Here is a 19,807-nt window from a genome sequence, read left to right as displayed (position 1 = left end):
AATTTGTTAATTATTTTATAGCTGATATCATTAGTTGTAAGATTGCTTATTCCTTTCTCCTAACGCTAAATGAAAAAAGCCGTCTTATCTCTCGTTTTTGTATTTGCTTTCGTTTTATCCAATGCACAAAGCAGGCAACAGATAATAGCCAACGAGACAGCCTTTGCCAAACTATACGGCTATGTAAAATACTTTTACCCAGGCGATGAAGCTGCATCTATCAACTGGGATAATTTTGCTATCTACGGGGCCGAAAAGGTTGCTGGCTGCGCCAATAAGGAAGCATTGAAACATACCTTACATCAGCTGTTTGACCCAATTGCACCCACACTGCAACTGGTTGACAGTAATGAGAACATTGTTTTTAATAAACAATCAATTATTCCACCGTCACTTAATGGTTATAAAACCATAGCTTGGCAACATGTGGGCGGCCAAACACGAGCTTTAAATTATGAGGAGGACCCTTTCAGAAGCGCACGCACCAACCGGCCCATTTATTTAGCTGAATACAGCGAAAATAGGGTCTCTGCGCCTAATTGGGTAGATGCAGTTGCTTACAGAAACAAAAAGTTTGTTGTAAAAGTCCGGGCTAAATTGGTAGGCGGCAGTGGCTTCGCCCTTTTTTATGCAAATGTTGATCTTGCTGATAAAACCGGGGGCTTTTTTAAAAATACAGCTGATAACCTTTTGACAACAAGCGATTTGACCGACTTCGAAATTCGAGGCGAAGTAGATTCAACTGGTATGCACATAGGGTTTGGATCTATGCTATCGGGCAGCGGTGAGTTATGGATAGACAACCTGAGCGTTGATGTACAAGAAGGGAACACATGGAAAAATATATATAAGAATGATTTTAATGCAGACACCACGGGCCTAAAAAGTAGCGTTGTTTTACGCGGGATGTCGCCTGGAAAACCGAATACATATTATAGGGCCTACATAACAGAAGACCCCAACAATGCCAGGGAAAAATGGCTGGTTATTAAAAGCAAGCAGGCTTCAAAACAAAAAGTTCAGAACCACACCAATTCTTTTAAGGCTTACCCCAAAGTTGGCGAGTATATTACCAAAAACATTGGCGGTGGCTTAAAGATAATTATGCCGATAGCACTTTACGGAACCTCAAATAATACTTATCCCATACCCGACGCCGCTAAGTTTGATGAATTAAAAAGCGATTTAAACGCTGTGTCTTCACAGGTAAAAACTGCCGATAGTTTAACTACACGCCTTGCCAACCTGGTGATAACGTGGAATGTATTTCAACACTTTTTCCCTTATTTTGATGTTGCGAAAACAGATTGGACGCATGATCTGCGCGATGCCTTTGCTAATGCACTTGACGATAAGGACGGGAATGACTTTTTAAAGACGCTGAGAAAATTTACAGCCAAGCTTAAAGACGAACATACTAGGGTGTTTTGGGGCAAAGATCAGAATGCTTATTTACCTGCTATTAACTGGGAATGGATAGAAAATAAATTGGTAGTTACCAAGGTGCTTGACAAGTCCCTGCCAATAACAAAAGGCGATATTATAACTGCTATTGACAACCAGACCCCCAAAGCTTATTTTGAAAATATAGAGCAATTTATCTCTGCCGCAACCCCCGGAGGACTGACAGATAGGGCGCAAACCGAGACCCTGCTGGGTGGCAAAGGAACCTCGTTACAATTATCTTATTTAAACCATGATAACATGCCGGCTCAGGTATCGCTTATCAGGAAGCTAACTAATGGGGATAATAATAAAGCGCAGAGCGAGGGCGATAGTGTTAAACAGATAGATACCAATATTATCTACCTTAACATTGCTACTGTGAGCGGTAAAACCATTAATAAGCTATTACCCCAACTGAAGAAAAGCAAAGCTATCATCTGCGACTTGCGAAACGCGATGTTTGATAACTGGACTACCAATCATTTTATTGAATATCTGCTAACAAAAAAAGACACTGCCGCACATTGGGCGCAGACAGCTCACATAATTTACCCCGACCAGGAAAACATATCCGGATATTTTACCGAGGGATTTGACCTGGTACCTGCAAAACCCCATTTAAATGCTAAGATAATTTTCCTGGTTGATGCTACCGCCTACAGCTGGGCAGAAAGTTATATCAGTATTATAGCGCATTACAAACTGGCCACCATTGTTGGCCAACCTACTGCCGGAACAAATGGCGACGTAAAAACATTATCCTTATCGGGCGGCTACCAAATAATGTTTTCGGGAGTGAAAATAACGCAATTAGATCTTTCACCGCACCAGGGTGTTGGTACAAAGCCGGATGTGTATATTGCCAAAACCATTAAAGGCATACGCGAAGGAAGAGACGAATTTTTGGAGAAGGCGATAGAAATAGCTAACCGGGTAATTGAATAGTAACGATACGACCCTGTCATTCTTCGCTGCGTTCAGAATGACAGATCATTTTGCTTTCTTCTGATAAGCCGCTACCCGTTCCGCCACATCAACCATTGGCGCAACCCAAATATCTTTTTCGTTGTTTTTAAGGTAATGTAAAAGTTTGCTGTGGGCATCCAGACTAACATTAATGCTGTGCCCGCCGCCTACGCCATGAAAAAGGAATACGATGAGCGTATGCGATTGCTGGGCTTTCTTTACCAGTTCTATTAGTTCATCACCAGATTGATTGCTTATCATGTAACTGTTAATATCAGCCAGGTTAACGTCTCCTGCTGTTTTAAGTCCGCCGGTTACGCCCCGCGCGCCCGCAAAGTCTTTTTCAAGGTCTTTATAAAACGGCGCTCCGTTTATAGTAAGGTCGCCGCAGGGGTAGGCGTAGGTGCGTTTATCTTTACCATCAATAGCTTTTAAAAAGGTATTGTAAACACGTATCTCGTCAACGGCACGCACAACAGTATATTTGCTCAGGTCATGATCGGGCTTTACAAATGAACGCCCCGGCTGGCTACCGTCGCAGGGGTGGAACAGGCCATGGTTACCCAGCTCATGCCCATTGGCGGCTATTTTACGCCACTCGGGCAGTCGCTTTTCTATAACAGGGGATGAGCCTATCAGGTAAAAAGTTCCTTTCAGGTTTAACGAATCTAAGGCCGGTGCCACGTTGTCAATATCTATGTCAATTGCATCATCATAGGTAAGCACTACGGCGCATTGTTTATTGTTCCAAATTTTAGTGTCTTGCGCAAAGGTGGTTGCTGTCATCAGCATAAACGCGGCTGACGCAATAACTTTTATAATTCTCATTTAATATTGATTTATGGTGGGTACAAAATACGATGTTCCGGATTTATTTACCATGCCACCGCTGTATAAATAACGCAAACGAATGCGAAACTTTAACCTACTCATTAATTCTGTAAAATTTAGATTTTGAAACAAAAAGATTAATATTGTAACAAACGCGTTAGCAACGCGACCCATTTAACCCAACCATTCTAAAACCAATTTAACTAAAATGAATAAAGCGTTTAAACTGTCGGCATTCGCGCTAATGCTGGCTCTTGCCGCCTGCCAGGGGCAAGAAAAAAAAGAAGCAGCAGATTCTCCAAAAGTAGCTGCGCAGGACACAGGGAAAAAGTATTTAGCTGAGCCCCTTATCCGCGACATCTTTACCGCCGATCCATCAGCACATGTTTTTAACGGCAAGATCTACATCTACCCATCGCATGATATTGAGGCTGGTATACCTCAGAATGACAATGGCGATCACTTCGCTATGAATGACTATCATATTTTATCAATGGACGATGTAAATGATGGTAAGGTTACCGACCATGGTGTTGGTTTGGCAGTTAAAGATATTCCGTGGGCAGGCCGCCAGCTTTGGGCGCCCGACGCGGCTTTTAAGGATGGTACTTACTATTTGTATTTCCCTGTTAAGGATAAGCAAGACATATTTAAGATAGGTGTGGCTACTTCAAAAACGCCCGAAGGGCCGTTTAAAGCGGAACCACAACCAATTGCAGGTAGCTACAGTATTGACCCTGCCGTATTTACTGATGACGATGGCACCAGCTACATGTACTTTGGTGGTATTTGGGGCGGCCAGCTGCAGCGTTGGAAAGACGGTAAAAAGATCAATGAATCAAAAACCGATTTGGAAAAACCTGATGAAGCTGCTATCAATTGCCGCGTAGTTAAAATGAGCAAAGACATGAAGAGCTTTGACGGTAAGGTAGAGGATGCTGTTATTTTAGATAAAGACGGCAAGCCCCTGTTAGGTAAAGACCACGACCGCCGTTTCTTTGAAGGATCATGGATGCATAAATACAATGGCAAATACTATTTAACGTACTCTACCGGCGATACCCACTTTTTGTGCTATGCTATTGGTGATAAGCCAATGGGCCCATTCACTTACGGAGGTAAGTTTATGGAGCCTGTTGAAGGCTGGACAACCCACCACTCCATTATTGAGTGGAAAGGTAAATGGTACATTTTCTATCATGATACCCAACTATCAGGCAAAACCCATTTAAGAAACATTAAGGTTACTGCCTTAACGCACAATGCCGATGGCAGTATTGCGTTAATAAAACCATAATTGATATTTAACCATACAAAAAATAGCGCCCCGATTGGCCGGGGCGCTATTTTTTTTGCCGTTACCGGCTCATTATGATAGGTTTATTAAGATTTTTCTTTGTTGATGGTTTGTATTTGTTTTAAAATATCATCCACATTATAGTCTGACAACAGAATGTTATAATCTTTCCAAAACCGCTCGCCGCCGCTGCTTTTGTAGTTATTAATACTTTCGTTGCGGCCCATTGTTGATTCAAACGGACTTTCCTTCGTATCAACTGTAGTTATTTGATAGTTGAATTTTATTTGCGCGGTAAAATTATCTTTGGGCGATGGTCCGTTAACCTTAATAGTATCTGTACCTTCTACCGAAGCCAGTACCCACTTGTTGTCCACCTTTTGATAATTGATCTGCATACGGTCGCCTGTCATGTTAAGGCCAACGCCGCCTATTCCTATAATTGATTTCAGAATAAAATTGTTCTTGGCGGGTGTTTGTAACGCGCCCGGGCTTAAGCTATAGTCAAAAGATATAAATGCGTAGGTTTTTGTATCAATATACATAACCCCGCGGTAGGTATCTTTTGTTTGACCGCGTTTTTCTTTAAATACCAATTCAAAAGCGTCGCGTCCGTTAATGTCAACTACGCCATCAATTTCATACTCGTGCCGCTCCAGCCCTTCTTCATTTAAAAAGCCACATGCAGGCAGGTGGTTCACTATATCCTGCTCAAAAATGGTATTAGGTTTTTGCCCAAATTCAAGGGAACTGAAATCGCGCGTATTCTTTTCGTTCCGGGCCTTTATCAATCTGAAAAGGTCTGCGCGTTTATCGCCATAGCCAAAGTTGAAAACGTCAAAAACAGCTTCTGATAGCTGCAATGGCGCATCCTTTTTAGAAGTATACATGCGGTAAAATCCGCGTAACAGGTGCGGCTGGTTTATATTGTTTTCTGGAATGCGGGCTATGGCTTTTTGCAGGATCTTTACCGCATCATAATGCGTAATGGTTACCTCCATTAGTTCGATGGTGCTTTTTGCAAGGGCGATGTTCAGTACCTGCTCGTTTTTTAGGCCGGCTACCGGTATGCGCTTGCTATCAAAGCCAATGCAGCTAATGCTTAAAGTATCGTTAAGGTTGGCTTGCGGAATAAGAAGGATATATTGCCCTGCATCATTAGTGCCGGTGCCTATGCCTTTGTTATTTATGCTGATACTGGCCCGGCTTATGGGTTGATCTGTTTGGTCGATAGTTACCTTACCGCTGATGATGATACGCTGCTGCGCCGATGCAGAGTTGAATAAAGAAACCAGCAGCAGAAGTAGTACAAAAGGATAAAAAATGGATTTATTCATGGCAACAATATTAATTCAATGCTAAGTTGACTAAAAGTACCTGATAAACAAATTAATGTAGACCATGCACAGCATTTAAGCGACCACATGAGTCACTATAACGACCACCCGTTTTGCCAGAAAAAACAAAACCCCGGCATCTGGTGATGCCGGGGCTGTATACGGTGTAGTGGGATAGCTTATTTTAAGTTCTGTTTAAAGAAATCAATGGTACGCGTCCAGGCCAGTTCTGCCGCTGCCTTATCATAGCGCGGCGTAGTGTCGTTATGAAAGCCGTGATTGGCACCTTCATAAACGAAGGCCTGGTACTTTTTGCCGTTCTCTTTTAATGCAGCCTCGTAAGCAGGCGCACCGGCCATTATACGGGTGTCTAATGATGCGTTGTGGATCATTAGGGGCGCTTTTATTTTAGGTACGTCAGCAGCAGCGGGCTGACCACCATAAAACGGTACAGCAGCGGCCAGATCAGGCACCCGAACTGCTAATGTGTTCGATATGCCGCCGCCGTAGCAGAAACCTACCACACCTACCTTGCCATTACAATCTTTATGGTTTTTCAGATACTCATAAGCGGCTATAAAATCCTCTTCCATTTCTTTTGGGTTGCGCTTGGCTTGCATGGTGCGGCCTTCGTCGTCATTACCCGGATAGCCTCCCAATGGAGAAAGCGCATCCGGCGCAATAGAAATAAACCCTGCAAGTGCGGCTCTTCTGCCTACATCTTCAATGTAAGGATTTAGTCCCCGGTTTTCGTGTACTACCAGTATACCACCCAGCTTTCCCTTTGCATCAACGGGTTTGGATAATAAGGCTTTTATAGTACCACCACCTTTTGGCGATGGATAGTTGATGAATTCAGATTTTAGGCGGGCATCGTCGTTTTTTATCTGGATGTTACCCTTATAATCAGGCATTAAAAAACTCATTAGCGATGTAACCGTTAGGCCGCCTACCGCATACAATGATAGTTTCTCCATAAAATCGCGCCTGTCTAACCGGTTGTGCGCGTAATCATCATACAGGTCAAACACTTCCTGTTTAATATCTTCTTTGTTTATTTCACTCATAATTAAAGGCTTTGTTCAAATTTAGTAAATTGATGATAAGACTTATTTAAATTATTGCTAATTATATAATTATCGCGGCAACGTTCCCGAATGTTATCTTTAACTATTTAAAATACAATTTTGATGAAGGCATTATTAATTGGAGCAGCGTGTCTGCTGTTTGCAGTTTCGGCTGTAGCGCAGGGCAAAGTATGGAAAAGCAGCGCCGAGCCTCTGGCCGAGATAAAGACGCTGCGTAGCCTGATAAAAGCACCGGCGTTCAAAAAAACCGATTACCTGATAACAAAATATGGGGCGGTTAGTGGGGGCATGGCCAATAATACAAAAGCAATTAATGCGGCCATTGATGCTTGCAGCAGGGCAGGCGGCGGCAGGGTTATTGTTCCTGTTGGTACCTGGTTAACAGGGGCCATCTACCTAAAAAGTAATGTAAACCTGCACCTTGCAGATAGCGCGAAAATTATTTTTAGCAGGGATACAAAAGATTATCCCATTGTGGCTACCCGCTGGGAGGGAATGGAGTGCATGAACTACTCGGCGCTGATCTATGCCGATGGCGAAACCAATATAGCAATTACAGGTAACGGAACGCTGGATGGTAATGCCGATAGGGAGCACTGGTGGAACTGGGTTTATGGCGGCCCGGCCATTAACCAGGTTACGGCACGCAACAAACTACATGATTACATGCACCAGAAAACCGACCCTAAAACGCGTGTTTTTGGCGATGGTAGTTTCCTGCGGCCAAATTTTATTCAGTTTAAAAACAGCAGGAACATCCGTATAGCGGATGTTAAAATAACCAACTCGCCTATGTGGATCATCCATCCGCTGTTGTCTGAGAATATTATTGTTGAAAACGTTAAGGTGATATCTCACGGCCCCAATAACGATGGCTGCGACCCGGAATCATGCAAAAATGTATTGATAAGGAATTGCCTGTTTGATACCGGCGATGATTGTATTGCCATAAAATCGGGCAGGGACGAGGATGGGCGGCGTGTTGCCCGCCCGGCCGAAAATCATATTATAGAGAACTGTATGATGAAAGACGGGCACGGCGGCGTAAGCATAGGCAGCGAAATTGCCGGAGGTGCGCGTAATATCTATGCCATTAACAACATCATGGACTCCAAAGATCTGGACAGGGTGCTGCGCCTTAAAACCAGCTCATCACGTGGAGGTATCATTGAGAATGTTTTTATGAAGGACACTAAAGTAGGTACCTATAAAGATGCCGCCCTGTCTTTTAACATGTTTTATGAAACGCCCGGTAACTTTATGCCCACCATACGCAACATTTGGGTGGAGAACCTGGATGTTGAAAAAGGCGGTAACTTTGGTGTGTTTGTACATGCCTACCCCGAGTCGCCGGTGCAGAATTTACGAGTGGTTAACAGCAATATCCGCGGGGTAAAAATACCGGTAGAGGTTGACCATGTGGCTAATATGGCCTTTGATAATGTTAAAATTAACGGTACGATAGCAACGGCAATAAACATAAAATAATATGACAGTTACAGAGATACTTGAAAAACTGGAATCACTCGGCAACGAAAAAGTGCGTGCCATTAACAAAAAGCAAGGCGCCCGCGACGATCAGTTCGGTGTAAAGATGGGCGATATCCGGGCGCTGGCCAAATCCATCAAAACCAACCACCAACTGGCTAAAGAGTTATGGGCAACGGGCAATATAGAGGCCCGCTTTCTGGCGGTGCTGATCATTGAGCCTAAGAAATTGTCAGTTGAGGAGATTGATGACATGGTACGCTCAGAGCAATTTAACCATGTGGCCGATTGGTTCAGCTCGTACATCCTCAAAGAACATGCTGATAGGGAGCAATTACGCCTGTTATGGATGAAAAGCGACCACCCCATGGCTGCCCGTGCCGGTTGGAGCCTTACCGCCGGCCGTATAGCCCGCAGCGCCGAGGGCCTGGACATACCCGCGTTGCTTGACCGTATTGAAGCCGAAATGCCCACCGCGCCACCCGAAACACAGTGGACCATGAACTTCGCCCTTGCCTATACCGGTATTCATCACCCCGAGTTACGTGAACGTGCGTTGCAGGTAGGAGAGCGGCTGGGTATTTACCGCGATTACCCTACATCAAAAGGTTGTACCTCACCCTTTGCGCCGATATGGATCAATGAGATGGTGAGGAGGCAGGGCTAAACTGTTCCGGAACAAGCGGAACACACCGGAACAGTCATTTTAATAAGTGTTTGACGGTAAGTGGTTTGTGATTTTTTATGGAACAAAGCGAAGCTACTTATTCGTCAGGGACATTAGCTGTGGTGTCAGTGTAAATAGTTGGTTTACAGCATGATAAAAAAAATGAGATTTTTGTGCCACCCTCGGTTCAAAAAACCAGGAATATCCTAAAAAAATGTAAGGCCCGGGTTTAGCCGGGCCTTGATAATGGTTAGGTTCAACAGCTTCCCCCCGAAAGCGTTAAAGACTAGTTCTTAGTAAACTGTAACACAAAGCAAGGCAAATAAACACGGTGCATCAATACCTGATTATGGGTATTTTAACTAAAAAGATACTGTTGTCCCTGCCCCACGAGATAATTGTAAAGTTTGCAATATCAATATCTAAAAGCGGGTAATAATAGTTATAATGCACTGTTACCACGCATTATAAATGACAAATAAAATATCCGCCGAAAGCCTTATAACACAATGCATTACAGAAATTGCCACCGTTGCCACTAAATTGCCGGGCGTAATTATAATCCATGATCTGCGCGACTGGAGCGTGGCGTGGATGTCGCCCAGGGGCCTGGCGCAATTGAATGTAACGCTTGAAGAACTTACCAGCCTCACATCAGAACAGTATTACTCACGCTATTTTAATACAGAGGATTCAAAGGATTATGTACCCAAGATACTTAGTTTAATGGAACGTAACATAGCCGATGAGCTATGTACTCAATTTCAGCAAGTGCGTTTTGATAAGCATACCGACTGGAACTGGCACATGGCCAGCACCATGGTTTTACTGCGCGACGAAGAGGGGAAACCCCTGTTAGCTATCACTATAGCCCTCCCCATAGACTCGATGCATCATATGACTGCAAAGGCAGAACGTTTGCTGGAAGAAAATAATTTTCTGCGACGCAATCTTCAACAGTTTGCAAAATTGAGTAAGCGTGAGCACGAAGTGTTAAAGCATTTAGCATTAGGCAAAAGTGCCCAGGAAACAGCCGACGAAATGTTTATTGCCATGGCTACCGTTGAAACGCATCGAAAGAACATCAGGAAGAAACTGGATACGACATCCTTTTTTGAACTGAGCCAGTATGCAAGGGCATTTGATCTGATTTAAAATAAGGCACTTTGTATATTCTAACGGCAATTGCCTGGCTAACTATTAACCGATAAAACCACCGCGAACACACAAAGTACATTATGTAATTTAGCCCTTATGCAGCGTTTATTGCATTAAACCTGTCGCTGTCTGATAAGGCATAAATGTGCGCGGTATTGCCCACATGTATCTCATAGCTATCGTTTTCAAAAGCATTGATCAGATCAGCCGCCACCTGGCTTGGGGGAATGCCGTTCTCTCCACCAATCTCTTTAGAAAAATCAGTATTAACCAGTGGCGGCATCAGTTCAAAAACTTTAACCGAGGTATCTTTAAGTGCAAACCTTAACGATTGTGTATAAGAGTGCAAAGCGGCTTTGCTTGCAGAGTAAGTTGGGATAGTTGAACGCGGTACCAAAGCCAATATAGACGAAACATTTACCACCGCAGCCTCAGCTGATTTTTGAAGGGTTGGCAGCAATTGTTCTGTAAGGTTAAGGATAGAAAAGAAATTAGTGTTAAATTCTTCAAGCCCTTTTTTATAGGTATTCGAATCAGCGTCTATACTATAATAGTGTGCGAATCCGGCGTTGTTTATCAAAATGTCTAATCCGCCAAAATCGGCTTGTATGGTAGCAATCAAACGTTTAATATCGTCCTCATTGGTAACATCTGCAGCAATGGCGGTTACATTTTTTAATCCGGCCGCTGCTGCCTGTAATGTTTCGGCTCGTCTGCCGGTTATTATCACTTTGTTATTTCTTTCGCTTAATTGTTGTGCAATTGCTAAACCAATGCCAGATCCTCCACCGGTTACCAGCACTGTTTTGTTGTTAATGTTCATGATGTTTGTTATTTTAAATTATTGTGAATATTTTATACCAATCGGTATATTTTATGTTAAATTTTTTTATTTCTTCATCTGGTTAATCAAAAGCTCAATCGTGTTTAATACTTTTTGCAAATTGTTACTGCTGTTGGTTACTTTAGATATCATCACGCCGCCCTCAATTAAAGCTATAATGGCTAAGGCATTTTCGCCGGCGTTAACATCTGCTTTAAATTCGCCTGTTGCTTTACCGCCGTTTATCAAAGTCACTATCTTTTTTTCCCATTTCAGTATGGCTTGCGCCGCTTTAATTTTTAACGCCTCGTTGGTATCGTCTGCCTCAACCGCGGTATTCAAAACCGCGCATCCTCCGTGCGCAGCCAAACGTTCGTCGTTATAAACGCGGGTGTATACCATCAACTTTTCGTAATAGGTATTTGCAGCTGCCATTTCGCGTTCTACCATGTCCGTAACGCGGCAGGTATTAAAATCAAAAACGGCCAGGGCAACTTCTTCTTTATTTTCAAAATTACCGTAAATGCTCCCCTTAGTAAGGCCTGTTGCTTCGGTAAGGTCTGATAGGGAAGTACCCGCATAACCCTTTTTATTGAAAACCGGTGCGGTGGCTTCAATAATAAACTGGCGGGTGCGTTCTGCTTTGGATAATTCCTTATTCATGGTACAAATATACCAATCGGTATATTATTGTGTGTCTTTTTATTGTCATTTGTATAAACTAAGATTTATAGGATTTTAAGATAGTAGTGTTAGAAAGATTAAAGGAAGCGGTGGATTGTGCGATTCCCTCCCTTGGGAGGGTGTAGGGAGGGGTTTAGCCTCTTTATTAACCCCTTCCCGCCACTTCACAGCCAGTCGCACCCTTCCCCGGGGAAGGAGTTTTGATGGTAACCAATCTTGAACTTTCTAATTTGAAGCCCGGAAGGGCCTAATCTCTGGTCACTAATTAACTAATCACTATCTTTGCCGCGTGAACGAGATAGAAACACCAACAAAGGTTTATGATTTTGCCGCAGGCGAACTACTGCTGGTAAACAAACCTTATAAATGGACCAGCTTTGATGTAGTGGGCAAGTTGCGTAACTCGTTTAAACCGCTTAAGTTAAAAGTGGGCCATGCGGGTACGCTTGATCCGCTGGCTACCGGATTACTTATTATCTGCACCGGCAAAATGACCAAGCAGATAGATACGTTCCAGGCAGAGGAGAAAGAGTATACCGGTACGCTGGTGCTCGGTGCCACCACGCCATCATACGATATGGAGACAGAGGTTGACCAAACTTTTGATATAAGCAACCTTAGCAGCGATGCCATACGTAATGCCTGTGCGCAGTTTATGGGCGATATACAGCAATATCCACCCGCCCATTCGGCGATAAAAGTTGACGGCGAGCGCCTGTACGAAAAGGCCCGCCGCGGCGAAGAGGTAGAACTGCGCCTGCGCAACGTAACTATCACTGAGTTTGAGATAACAAGAATTGAATTACCCGAAGTTGATTTCAGGGTGGTGTGCAGCAAGGGAACCTATATACGGTCGTTAGTTAATGATTTTGGTAAGGCGCTTAACAATGGCGCATATCTGTCAAAATTAACACGTACCCGCAGCGGCAGCTTCCATATTGATAACGCCTGGGAAGTAACGGACCTGGTGAGTTTTATAAGGGAGCAGAAATTAATGAGTGAATGAGTGATTTTTGAATGAGTGATTATAAAAAAGTAAAAAATCCGAAATCACACACCCGAAATGAAAAATTACTGAATTGCTGTTTCCGGATATTCAAAATTCGAAATTGAACATTCGAAATCCGAAATTTAAATGAAGATCTACCACAATATAGACGAATTTAAGCCCGTAAATAACGCGGTGGTTACCATTGGTACATTTGATGGGGTACATGTGGGACATCGCAAAATTATTGCGCAAATAAAAGAGCTGGCGCAGGCGTCGGGTGGCGAAACGGTTATTCTTACTTTTTTTCCGCATCCGCGGATGATATTGCATCCGGAAGATGAAAGCATCAAACTGATCAGCACCATTAATGAAAAGGCCGAACTGTTGGAGCAATTGGGTGTAGATCATTTGATAATAACACCATTTTCGCGCGATTTTTCTAACCAAACACCCGAGGACTATATCCGCGATGTGCTGGTAAATAAGATAGGCACACGAAAGATAGTGATAGGTTACGACCATCATTTTGGTAAAGACAGAAAAGGCGGCCTGGCCGATCTGCTTAAACTGTCCCCAGTGTTTGGTTATGAAGTGATAGAGATACCAGAACAGGATATTGATGATGTGGCGGTAAGCTCTACCCGCATACGCGAAGCGCTTAAGGAAGGCAATTTTGAGTTGGCCAATGCGTGTTTGGGATACCCCTTCTTTTTAACCGGCAAGGTAATGCGGGGCGATAGGATTGGTACGCAGATAGGTTTTCCTACAGCCAACATCGCCATTGAAGAGAAATATAAACTGATACCAGGCGACGGTATTTTCGCGGTAAAGGTTTTGGTTAAAGACCAAACGCATACAGGCATGGCCTACATAGGCACCCGCCCCACAGTTAACGGCAGCACCCGCAATATTGAAGTGAACCTGTTTGATTTTGATGAGGAGATCTATAAACAACCTATCCGCATGGAGTTTCATCATTTTGTGCGTGGCGATATGAAGCTTAACGGCCTGGATGAACTAAAGGCACGCATTGCACAGGATAAGGAAGAGATACTTGCTTATTTTGGGTCATAGTTGATAGTTTGTCAACGTACACAATCTAATTGTCATCTCGAACGAGAGTGAGAGATCTATACATATGCTAATCCTGTGGCTCAAACACCCGCCGCAGCCTTCGTGGCCCATCCCACCCCAATTGTCATCTCGAACGACAGTGAGAGATCTATACATATGCTAATCCTTTGATAGTTCAGAGAGAAAAGTTGTCATTGCGAGGTACGAAGCAATCGCGAACTATGCACTGCGGCTTTTCTCCGTGCGATTGCTTCGTACCTTGCAATGACAAAAAGATCGACTTGCACCAGTGACGGTGCCATGTTAATAAATCACCGGGCAATTTTTCATTTTCTCTTCATAAAAACCTTTTATCTTGTGGTTGCGTTCGTAACATACACCGCGACAACCTATGACCAAACTTAAAATTGACAAGCAGGAGCATGAGTTTTTAAAGGATGCCATAAAGCATTGGGAAAAAGACGGACTACTCCATGCCGACAAAGCAGATGAGCTTCGCTCAACTTTAGAGATTAAGGGTTTTGACTGGATGCGGCTGGCCAAATATTCATTTTGGATAGCGCTTGTTTGCGGCGGCGTGTCGTTTACTTTTCTGATAGTTAATGATGCTGTTGTAAAGTGGATGAAAAGCCTTTATTACACACCGGATATTATTATCAGTATAATTTCGGGTGTAGCTGCAGCAGCTCTTTTTTTCCTGGGGCGCAGGCGCGAGAAATTGTATCCCGAAAAGGTTTTCAGCAATGAGGCCGTGGTTTTTACAGGCGTATTGTTTACGGCCTGCTGCATTGCCTACCTGGGCAAAACGTTCGATAACGGCTCGGGTCATTATTCATTGCTATTCTTCGCATCCGTTTTTGTGTACGGCTTTTTAGCATGGCGCATGCAATCTAAACTTATCTGGTTGTTCGCGCTGGTATCCTTAGGCAGTTGGTTCGGCACCGAAACGGGCTATCAAACCCGCTGGGCAGACTACTTTTTAGGTATGAACTACCCGCTGCGCTTCGTAATGTTTGGTTTAGTACTGGTGGGTACCTGCCAGTTGCTGCGTAACAGAAAATGGTTTGCTTATTTCTGGGAGCACACTTATGTGGTAGGTCTGCTTTATCTTTTTCTTTCTTTATGGATGCTAAGCATTTTTGGCAATTACGGTAACCTGGATAAGTGGTACAATGTAAAACAGATCAGCTTTTTTTATTGGGGCATTATATCCGCCGTTGTGGCCGGAGTATTTTTACTCTACGGTTTAAAGCGTAATGATACCATTGCCCGCGAATTTGGTATAACCTTCCTCATCCTGTTTATCTACACCAAATACGTTGAGTATTTTTGGGATAACATCAATAAAACGCTGTTCTTCGCCATCCTGGCGGCCTCGTTCTGGCTGATAGGCCGCAAGGCAGAGAAGATCTGGAATTTGAAAAGAACCGACTGATAATTATTGAAGCAGAAAGTCTCGCGGTACGCTGTAAGAATTTCTACGCGGATTGCAAATCCGCGGCTATTGAGTCCGGGATTATAAATCCGGACTAACAGGTATTTATAAAAAAGTGGCTATTTTGAGACACTACCCAATTCATCTTGTTGAGGTGGTCGGACATCATTTACAAAACGTTCTTCTATAACACGCATTTTTTTATAGTTTGCTACAGCTTGCCGTAGGGAAACGTTATTCGGCCCCCCACTATCATCAATATATTTCTCCTGATAAGAATCTTCCTCCCAAAAGCAAACAGGACACGTTTCCTTTATTTCTGTGATTGTGTAATGACCGCAGCACGCACACTGCTTCCTTCCGTAATTATTTTTATTGTCCATATTTTGATACCTGTTCTACCCACTATTTGCTGGGTTCTGATAACCTTCTGAAGAATGTGAATTTAATCGTAGACAAAAACTTTCTAATAAACGTAAGAATTTCTACGCGGATTGCAAATCCGCGGCTATTGAGTCCGGGATTATAAATTAGTCGTGTTCGAAAGATTTAAGACAAGCGGTGGGCTGTGCGATTCCTTCCTTGGGGAAGGAGGAGGAAGGGGTAAATAGCTGTTTTAAGTTTGCGTAAAACCCCTACCCGCCATTTCACAGCCCACCCCGCCCTTTCCCAAGGAAGGAGTTTTGATGGTAACCAATCTTTCGAACACGACTAATTATAAATCCGGACTAACGGGGCGCACTTACTGCAACATTAATAGCGTTCTAAGAAGTCTTTATTATAGTTTTTGTGATAGTGTCTAGGAATAGGTGTTTTAAAGTAGTCTATGCCTTTCGTCTTTAAGTATTTCACTATTTCCATCTTAACTTTATATTGCTTTGAGTCAAGTGGAAACACTAACGTTCTTAAATGATTTGCAATAGTCAAGGGCTTGCCATCCACCGTCTCACCCATAGGTATATCATATTGAGCTCCTTTATCAATTAATAAATAGCGAATTATCTCTACCTTCTTAAAGGTAAATGCCGCCGATAACGGTGATCTGAATCCCTTATCAACGTAATTAATATCAGCACCTGCATCAACAAGCAACTTAACACTTTCTAATCGATGATATGATGCTGTAACCAAAGGTGTGGTATACATATTAGTGCTGTCATTCGTAGTAACAAAGTTTATATTGCCACCGTGCGTTAAAAGAAGTTTTAAATAGTCTGACGTCTCAAACTTTTCTGCTGAGAAAATAAAAGGGGTTTTCCCGTCTTGATGGTCTGGCAAGTTAGGATTGGCCCCACCTTCTAATAAAGCTTTCGCTGACTTATAATGGTTAGACCATACCGCCCAAAGCAACAGCGATTCTCCGAATGTTGGCTCTTGGTAATCGACTTTAACCTTCCTATACATTAAGATTCGCTTAATCTCATCAACATTTTCATCACGAACGGCTTTAGCTAAATCCCAAACCGGCGTTTCCTGAAATAGTTCAATGTCTAGACCAGATAGATTCTTTTTGTTTTCGGAGCAACTACCAAACAATACAGGAAGTAGCAACACCATTAGTAAGTTTCTTGTTCTGTAGCTCATGTTAATGTTTCATATAACTAATAACAGCAGGCACTTCGTCCGTCCAAGTTACAAGCTTGGACGCATTAATATTTAAGCGGGACGCTTAAATATATTAAATTTCATAATCCATGTTACAGTTAATTGGTTAAATTTTAAGCGGGACGCTTAAAATGGTTGGTACCAAGCCCCACGCTTGGATAGGCAGATTTATAATCCCGAACTAAAGAGGTACACAAAAAAGCCCTGCGGTAAACCGTAGGGCTGAAAATAAAATTGTCATTGCGAGGTACGAAGCAATCGCGGACTATTTACGGCGGCTTTCTCCGTGCGATTGCTTCGTGCCTCGCAATTACAAAATATTATAAAACGCTTAATTTATTCCTCTAAATAATCTGCTCCAGCGTATTTTGCTAAAGAAAGATGCATCGCTATCCCAACTCATCCAAATGAAAAGGGCTTTACCTACAATATGATCTTCGGGAACAAAACCCCAGAAACGCGAGTCGAGCGAATCGTGACGGTTATCGCCCATCATCCAGTAATAATCCATTTTAAAGGTATAGCTGTCGGTTTTTTTACCGTTTATCAATATATCGCTGCCGGTTTCTTTTAAGGTGTTACCCTCATAAACCGTAATAGCGCGGCGGTAAATGGGCAGGGTTAAACTATCTAACTTAACCGTCCAGCCTTTTTTAGGGATAATGATAGGGCCAAAATTGTCAACATTCCAGCCAAACCTATGATCCTTGTATCTCAGATCTATAGGAAAAACACCCAGATCGCCACCATTTTTAGGCTGTATCCGGGGCTTTATAGAAGTTACGTTTGAGTACCCTTTTATAGTGTTTGCAGCCTCGGCTGTCATGGTATAATACGGGTTTCCTTCGTAGTTAGAAACATGCAGATCGCGCAGCACCTCGGGGTTAATATCAACACCGCTTGTAGTAACGTCATAATCTATCTGCTGGCCCGGCTTATTTTCAATGGCTTTGCCATTAACATATACCTGCGCGTCAATCAGTTTTACCGTATCGCCGGCAATACCTATGCAACGTTTAATGTAGTTTTCGCGTTTATCAACCGGGCGCAGATAAGGCGAGTCGGCTTCCATGGGGTAGTTAAACACTACCACGTCCTGGCGTTTTACTTCGCTCAGTCCCGGTAAACGGTGGTAACCCAATTCCCAGCCATCCCAGTAAGCCTTGGTATTAATAAGGGGCATGGTATGGTGTGCAAACGGAAACGCTATAGGCGTCATGGGTGTACGCGGGCCATAATTTAACTTACTTACAAACAAAAAATCGCCCACTAACAATGAGCGTTCCATTGATGGCGTAGGGATAGTGTAGGCCTCTATAAAAAAGGTGCGTATTAAAGTAGCGGCTATAACGGCAAAGATGATAGCGTCTGTCCACTCGCGGGTAGCACTTTTCTTCTTTTTATCGGCAGTTTTAGTTTTTTTTCTGTTCCAGAATTTCCAGTTCATTTTGTTTTAAATATCTGTCAATGTTATTTATTATTTAGGGTAAAATCAAACATATCTTCTACAGAATAAAACCCTTTTTTATTTTGTATCCATTCTGCAGCCATAACAGCGCCTAAAGCAAAGCCATTGCGGTTGTGGGCGGTATGTTTAAATTCGATAGAATCTACTTCGGAGTCATAAATAACGGTATGGGTACCCGGAACACTATCAATACGGTATGATTCTATCAGTAGTTCATCGGCAGTTGCATTGTCTGTTCCTTCTAAGCCCTCGGCAGTTAACACGTTTATCCATTGTTTTTTAGCGTCAAGATTATCAATAATACCCTCGGCAATGGTAATAGCGGTACCACTCGGCGAGTCCAGTTTTTGGGTATGATGGATCTCTTCTACCTGTACATCATAATAGCTGTAACCGTTCATTATTTTGGCCAGCATTTTATTTACATGGAAGAATATGTTAACGCCAACGCTAAAGTTAGTGCCATATATAAATGCAAGGCCCTCATTTTCGCAACGCTGTTTTATGGCCGGCAAACTATCATGCCAGCCCGTTGTGCCTACCACAACCGGAACACCTGCATTAAGGCATTCCGTTATATTGGTTAAAGCGGTATGCGGGGTACTAAACTCTATGGCAACATCAGCCTTTTGCAGGTTGTCTGCGGTTAAGTCGCTTATATTATCCTGGTCTATTTTTAAAACAATTTCGTGCTTACGGTCCATAGCGATCTTTTCTATGATCTTACCCATTTTACCGTAGCCTAATAATGCAATTTTCATTTTGTGTTGATCTTTTTATATGTAAAAAGAAAGAAGGTTTATTTTTATTTGAGGGTAAAGGTAACTTTTAAACCCGGAACATAAGCACTGGCAAAACCATAAGCATACATTGGTTGTGTGAGCAGTTGCGGCGATACCTTGAATGACAGGTTGTTATCCATAGAATACGAATGGATAAACTTGGCATCAATGTAGGCATCAATAACCTGTATGCCCCACATGCCCACAAAAAGCAATACACTCAAATCCCTGTAACGGCGGTAGCCTCTTACAGCTTCGTTAATAGTGGCATCAGAATAACCATATTGCGCATATTGCTGATATAGCTGATATTCGGCGTCGTTAGGATTGGGCACGTAGCCGCGCTTGCGGTATTGCGCTATAGTAAGGTTTTGAGAATAGTTTTCCTGATTGAACGCATACATCCAGCCTATAAGGCCCAAACCGCCGTAAGCAATAGGAACTTTCCACCATTTGCGGTTATAAGCCTGGCCCCAGCCGGGCACCATTAATGAGTGCAAAACAGCTTTTTTGGGGCTGTGTGTGCTATCGGGGTGATATACTTTCTCATCAACAATGCTTGGCGCAAAAATTTTTGATTTGATAGAATCCTGCCGGGCCTTAACGCTGTCGGCCCTGGTTTTAGGCGCGCTAAAATCCGGCCTCTGAGCCCATGCCGCACCCATTA

At 43.0% G+C, this 19,807-nt stretch carries 18 protein-coding genes; 8 read left to right on the top strand and 10 right to left on the bottom strand.

Annotation, left to right across the window (positions count from 1 at the left end):
* Window positions 1-69: 69 nt before the first annotated feature.
* Window positions 70-2,391: a S41 family peptidase gene (locus ACFQZS_RS15155; RefSeq protein ID WP_377101721.1), complete on the top strand. Its 2,322-nt coding sequence runs from the start codon at window positions 70-72 to the stop codon at window positions 2,389-2,391.
* Window positions 2,392-2,436: 45 nt separating this feature from the next.
* On the opposite strand, the gene ACFQZS_RS15150 is transcribed toward ACFQZS_RS15155, so the two are convergent.
* Window positions 2,437-3,240: a polysaccharide deacetylase family protein gene (locus ACFQZS_RS15150; protein WP_377101719.1), complete on the bottom strand. Its 804-nt coding sequence runs from the start codon at window positions 3,238-3,240 to the stop codon at window positions 2,437-2,439.
* A 211-nt stretch (window positions 3,241-3,451) separates the two neighbouring features.
* On the opposite strand from ACFQZS_RS15150, the gene ACFQZS_RS15145 reads away from it, so the two are divergent.
* The gene (locus ACFQZS_RS15145; RefSeq protein WP_377101717.1) at window positions 3,452-4,540 is read left to right on the top strand and encodes a glycoside hydrolase family 43 protein; all 1,089 of its coding nucleotides are present in this window, start codon (window positions 3,452-3,454) and stop codon (window positions 4,538-4,540) included.
* Window positions 4,541-4,626: 86 nt separating this feature from the next.
* Here the strand turns inward: ACFQZS_RS15145 and ACFQZS_RS15140 are convergent, their stop codons facing one another.
* Together ACFQZS_RS15140 and ACFQZS_RS15135 are read right to left on the bottom strand one after the other, a co-directional pair.
* Window positions 4,627-5,877, bottom strand: a complete 1,251-nt coding sequence (locus ACFQZS_RS15140; RefSeq protein WP_377101715.1) for a carboxypeptidase-like regulatory domain-containing protein — start codon at window positions 5,875-5,877, stop codon at window positions 4,627-4,629.
* 179 nt (window positions 5,878-6,056) lie between these two features.
* Window positions 6,057-6,944, bottom strand: coding sequence for a dienelactone hydrolase family protein (locus tag ACFQZS_RS15135; RefSeq protein ID WP_377101713.1), 888 nt, complete (start codon window positions 6,942-6,944; stop codon window positions 6,057-6,059).
* Window positions 6,945-7,067: 123 nt separating this feature from the next.
* Here ACFQZS_RS15135 and ACFQZS_RS15130 point away from each other — a divergent pair, with 123 nt between their 5' ends.
* From ACFQZS_RS15130 to ACFQZS_RS15120, 3 genes are all read left to right on the top strand, one after another.
* Window positions 7,068-8,453, top strand: a complete 1,386-nt coding sequence (locus ACFQZS_RS15130) for a glycoside hydrolase family 28 protein (RefSeq protein WP_377101711.1) — start codon at window positions 7,068-7,070, stop codon at window positions 8,451-8,453.
* Between the two features lies 1 nt (window position 8,454).
* A complete protein-coding gene (locus tag ACFQZS_RS15125; RefSeq protein ID WP_377101708.1) occupies window positions 8,455-9,120 on the top strand; it encodes a DNA alkylation repair protein in 666 nt (221 codons plus the stop codon).
* A 471-nt stretch (window positions 9,121-9,591) separates the two neighbouring features.
* On the top strand, window positions 9,592-10,275 hold the full coding sequence (locus ACFQZS_RS15120) for a helix-turn-helix transcriptional regulator (RefSeq protein ID WP_377101705.1): 684 nt from the start codon (window positions 9,592-9,594) through the stop codon (window positions 10,273-10,275).
* Between the two features lie 97 nt (window positions 10,276-10,372).
* On the opposite strand, the gene ACFQZS_RS15115 is transcribed toward ACFQZS_RS15120, so the two are convergent.
* Window positions 10,373-11,101, bottom strand: a complete 729-nt coding sequence (locus tag ACFQZS_RS15115; protein WP_377101703.1) for an SDR family oxidoreductase — start codon at window positions 11,099-11,101, stop codon at window positions 10,373-10,375.
* Between the two features lie 66 nt (window positions 11,102-11,167).
* On the bottom strand, window positions 11,168-11,764 hold the full coding sequence (locus ACFQZS_RS15110) for a TetR/AcrR family transcriptional regulator (protein WP_377101701.1): 597 nt from the start codon (window positions 11,762-11,764) through the stop codon (window positions 11,168-11,170).
* Between the two features lie 310 nt (window positions 11,765-12,074).
* Between ACFQZS_RS15110 and truB the strand changes: the two genes are divergently transcribed.
* The 3 genes from truB (at window position 12,075) to ACFQZS_RS15095 (ending at window position 15,285) form a co-directional block, all read left to right on the top strand.
* A complete protein-coding gene (gene truB / locus ACFQZS_RS15105) occupies window positions 12,075-12,791 on the top strand; it encodes a tRNA pseudouridine(55) synthase TruB (protein ID WP_377101698.1) in 717 nt (238 codons plus the stop codon).
* Between the two features lie 129 nt (window positions 12,792-12,920).
* Window positions 12,921-13,850 carry a bifunctional riboflavin kinase/FAD synthetase gene (locus tag ACFQZS_RS15100; protein ID WP_377101697.1) on the top strand — a complete coding sequence of 310 codons (930 nt, stop codon included), beginning with the start codon at window positions 12,921-12,923 and terminating at the stop codon, window positions 13,848-13,850.
* Between the two features lie 391 nt (window positions 13,851-14,241).
* Window positions 14,242-15,285: a DUF2157 domain-containing protein gene (locus ACFQZS_RS15095; protein ID WP_377101694.1), complete on the top strand. Its 1,044-nt coding sequence runs from the start codon at window positions 14,242-14,244 to the stop codon at window positions 15,283-15,285.
* A 119-nt stretch (window positions 15,286-15,404) separates the two neighbouring features.
* Here ACFQZS_RS15095 and ACFQZS_RS15090 read toward each other — a convergent pair whose 3' ends face one another.
* From ACFQZS_RS15090 to ACFQZS_RS15070, 5 genes are all read right to left on the bottom strand, one after another.
* Window positions 15,405-15,668 (bottom strand): CPCC family cysteine-rich protein, encoded by a 264-nt coding sequence (locus ACFQZS_RS15090; RefSeq protein ID WP_377101692.1) that lies wholly within the window; start codon window positions 15,666-15,668, stop codon window positions 15,405-15,407.
* Window positions 15,669-16,038: 370 nt separating this feature from the next.
* On the bottom strand, window positions 16,039-16,869 hold the full coding sequence (locus tag ACFQZS_RS15085; RefSeq protein ID WP_377101690.1) for an ankyrin repeat domain-containing protein: 831 nt from the start codon (window positions 16,867-16,869) through the stop codon (window positions 16,039-16,041).
* 352 nt (window positions 16,870-17,221) lie between these two features.
* Window positions 17,222-18,337 carry a signal peptidase I gene (gene lepB / locus ACFQZS_RS15080; protein WP_377101688.1) on the bottom strand — a complete coding sequence of 372 codons (1,116 nt, stop codon included), beginning with the start codon at window positions 18,335-18,337 and terminating at the stop codon, window positions 17,222-17,224.
* Between the two features lie 23 nt (window positions 18,338-18,360).
* The gene (dapB, locus tag ACFQZS_RS15075) at window positions 18,361-19,119 is read right to left on the bottom strand and encodes a 4-hydroxy-tetrahydrodipicolinate reductase (RefSeq protein WP_377101686.1); all 759 of its coding nucleotides are present in this window, start codon (window positions 19,117-19,119) and stop codon (window positions 18,361-18,363) included.
* A gap of 44 nt (window positions 19,120-19,163) precedes the next feature.
* Entirely contained in the window at window positions 19,164-19,805 is a 642-nt protein-coding gene (locus ACFQZS_RS15070; RefSeq protein WP_377101684.1) for a DUF5683 domain-containing protein, read from the bottom strand.
* Window positions 19,806-19,807: the final 2 nt, after the last annotated feature.

The organism is Mucilaginibacter calamicampi, from assembly GCF_042676765.1.
In the GTDB taxonomy this organism is placed as follows: Bacteria; Bacteroidota; Bacteroidia; order Sphingobacteriales; family Sphingobacteriaceae; genus Mucilaginibacter; species Mucilaginibacter calamicampi.
Note: the sequence above shows the minus strand (reverse complement) of the source record. Positions and strands in the feature narration are given on the sequence as shown.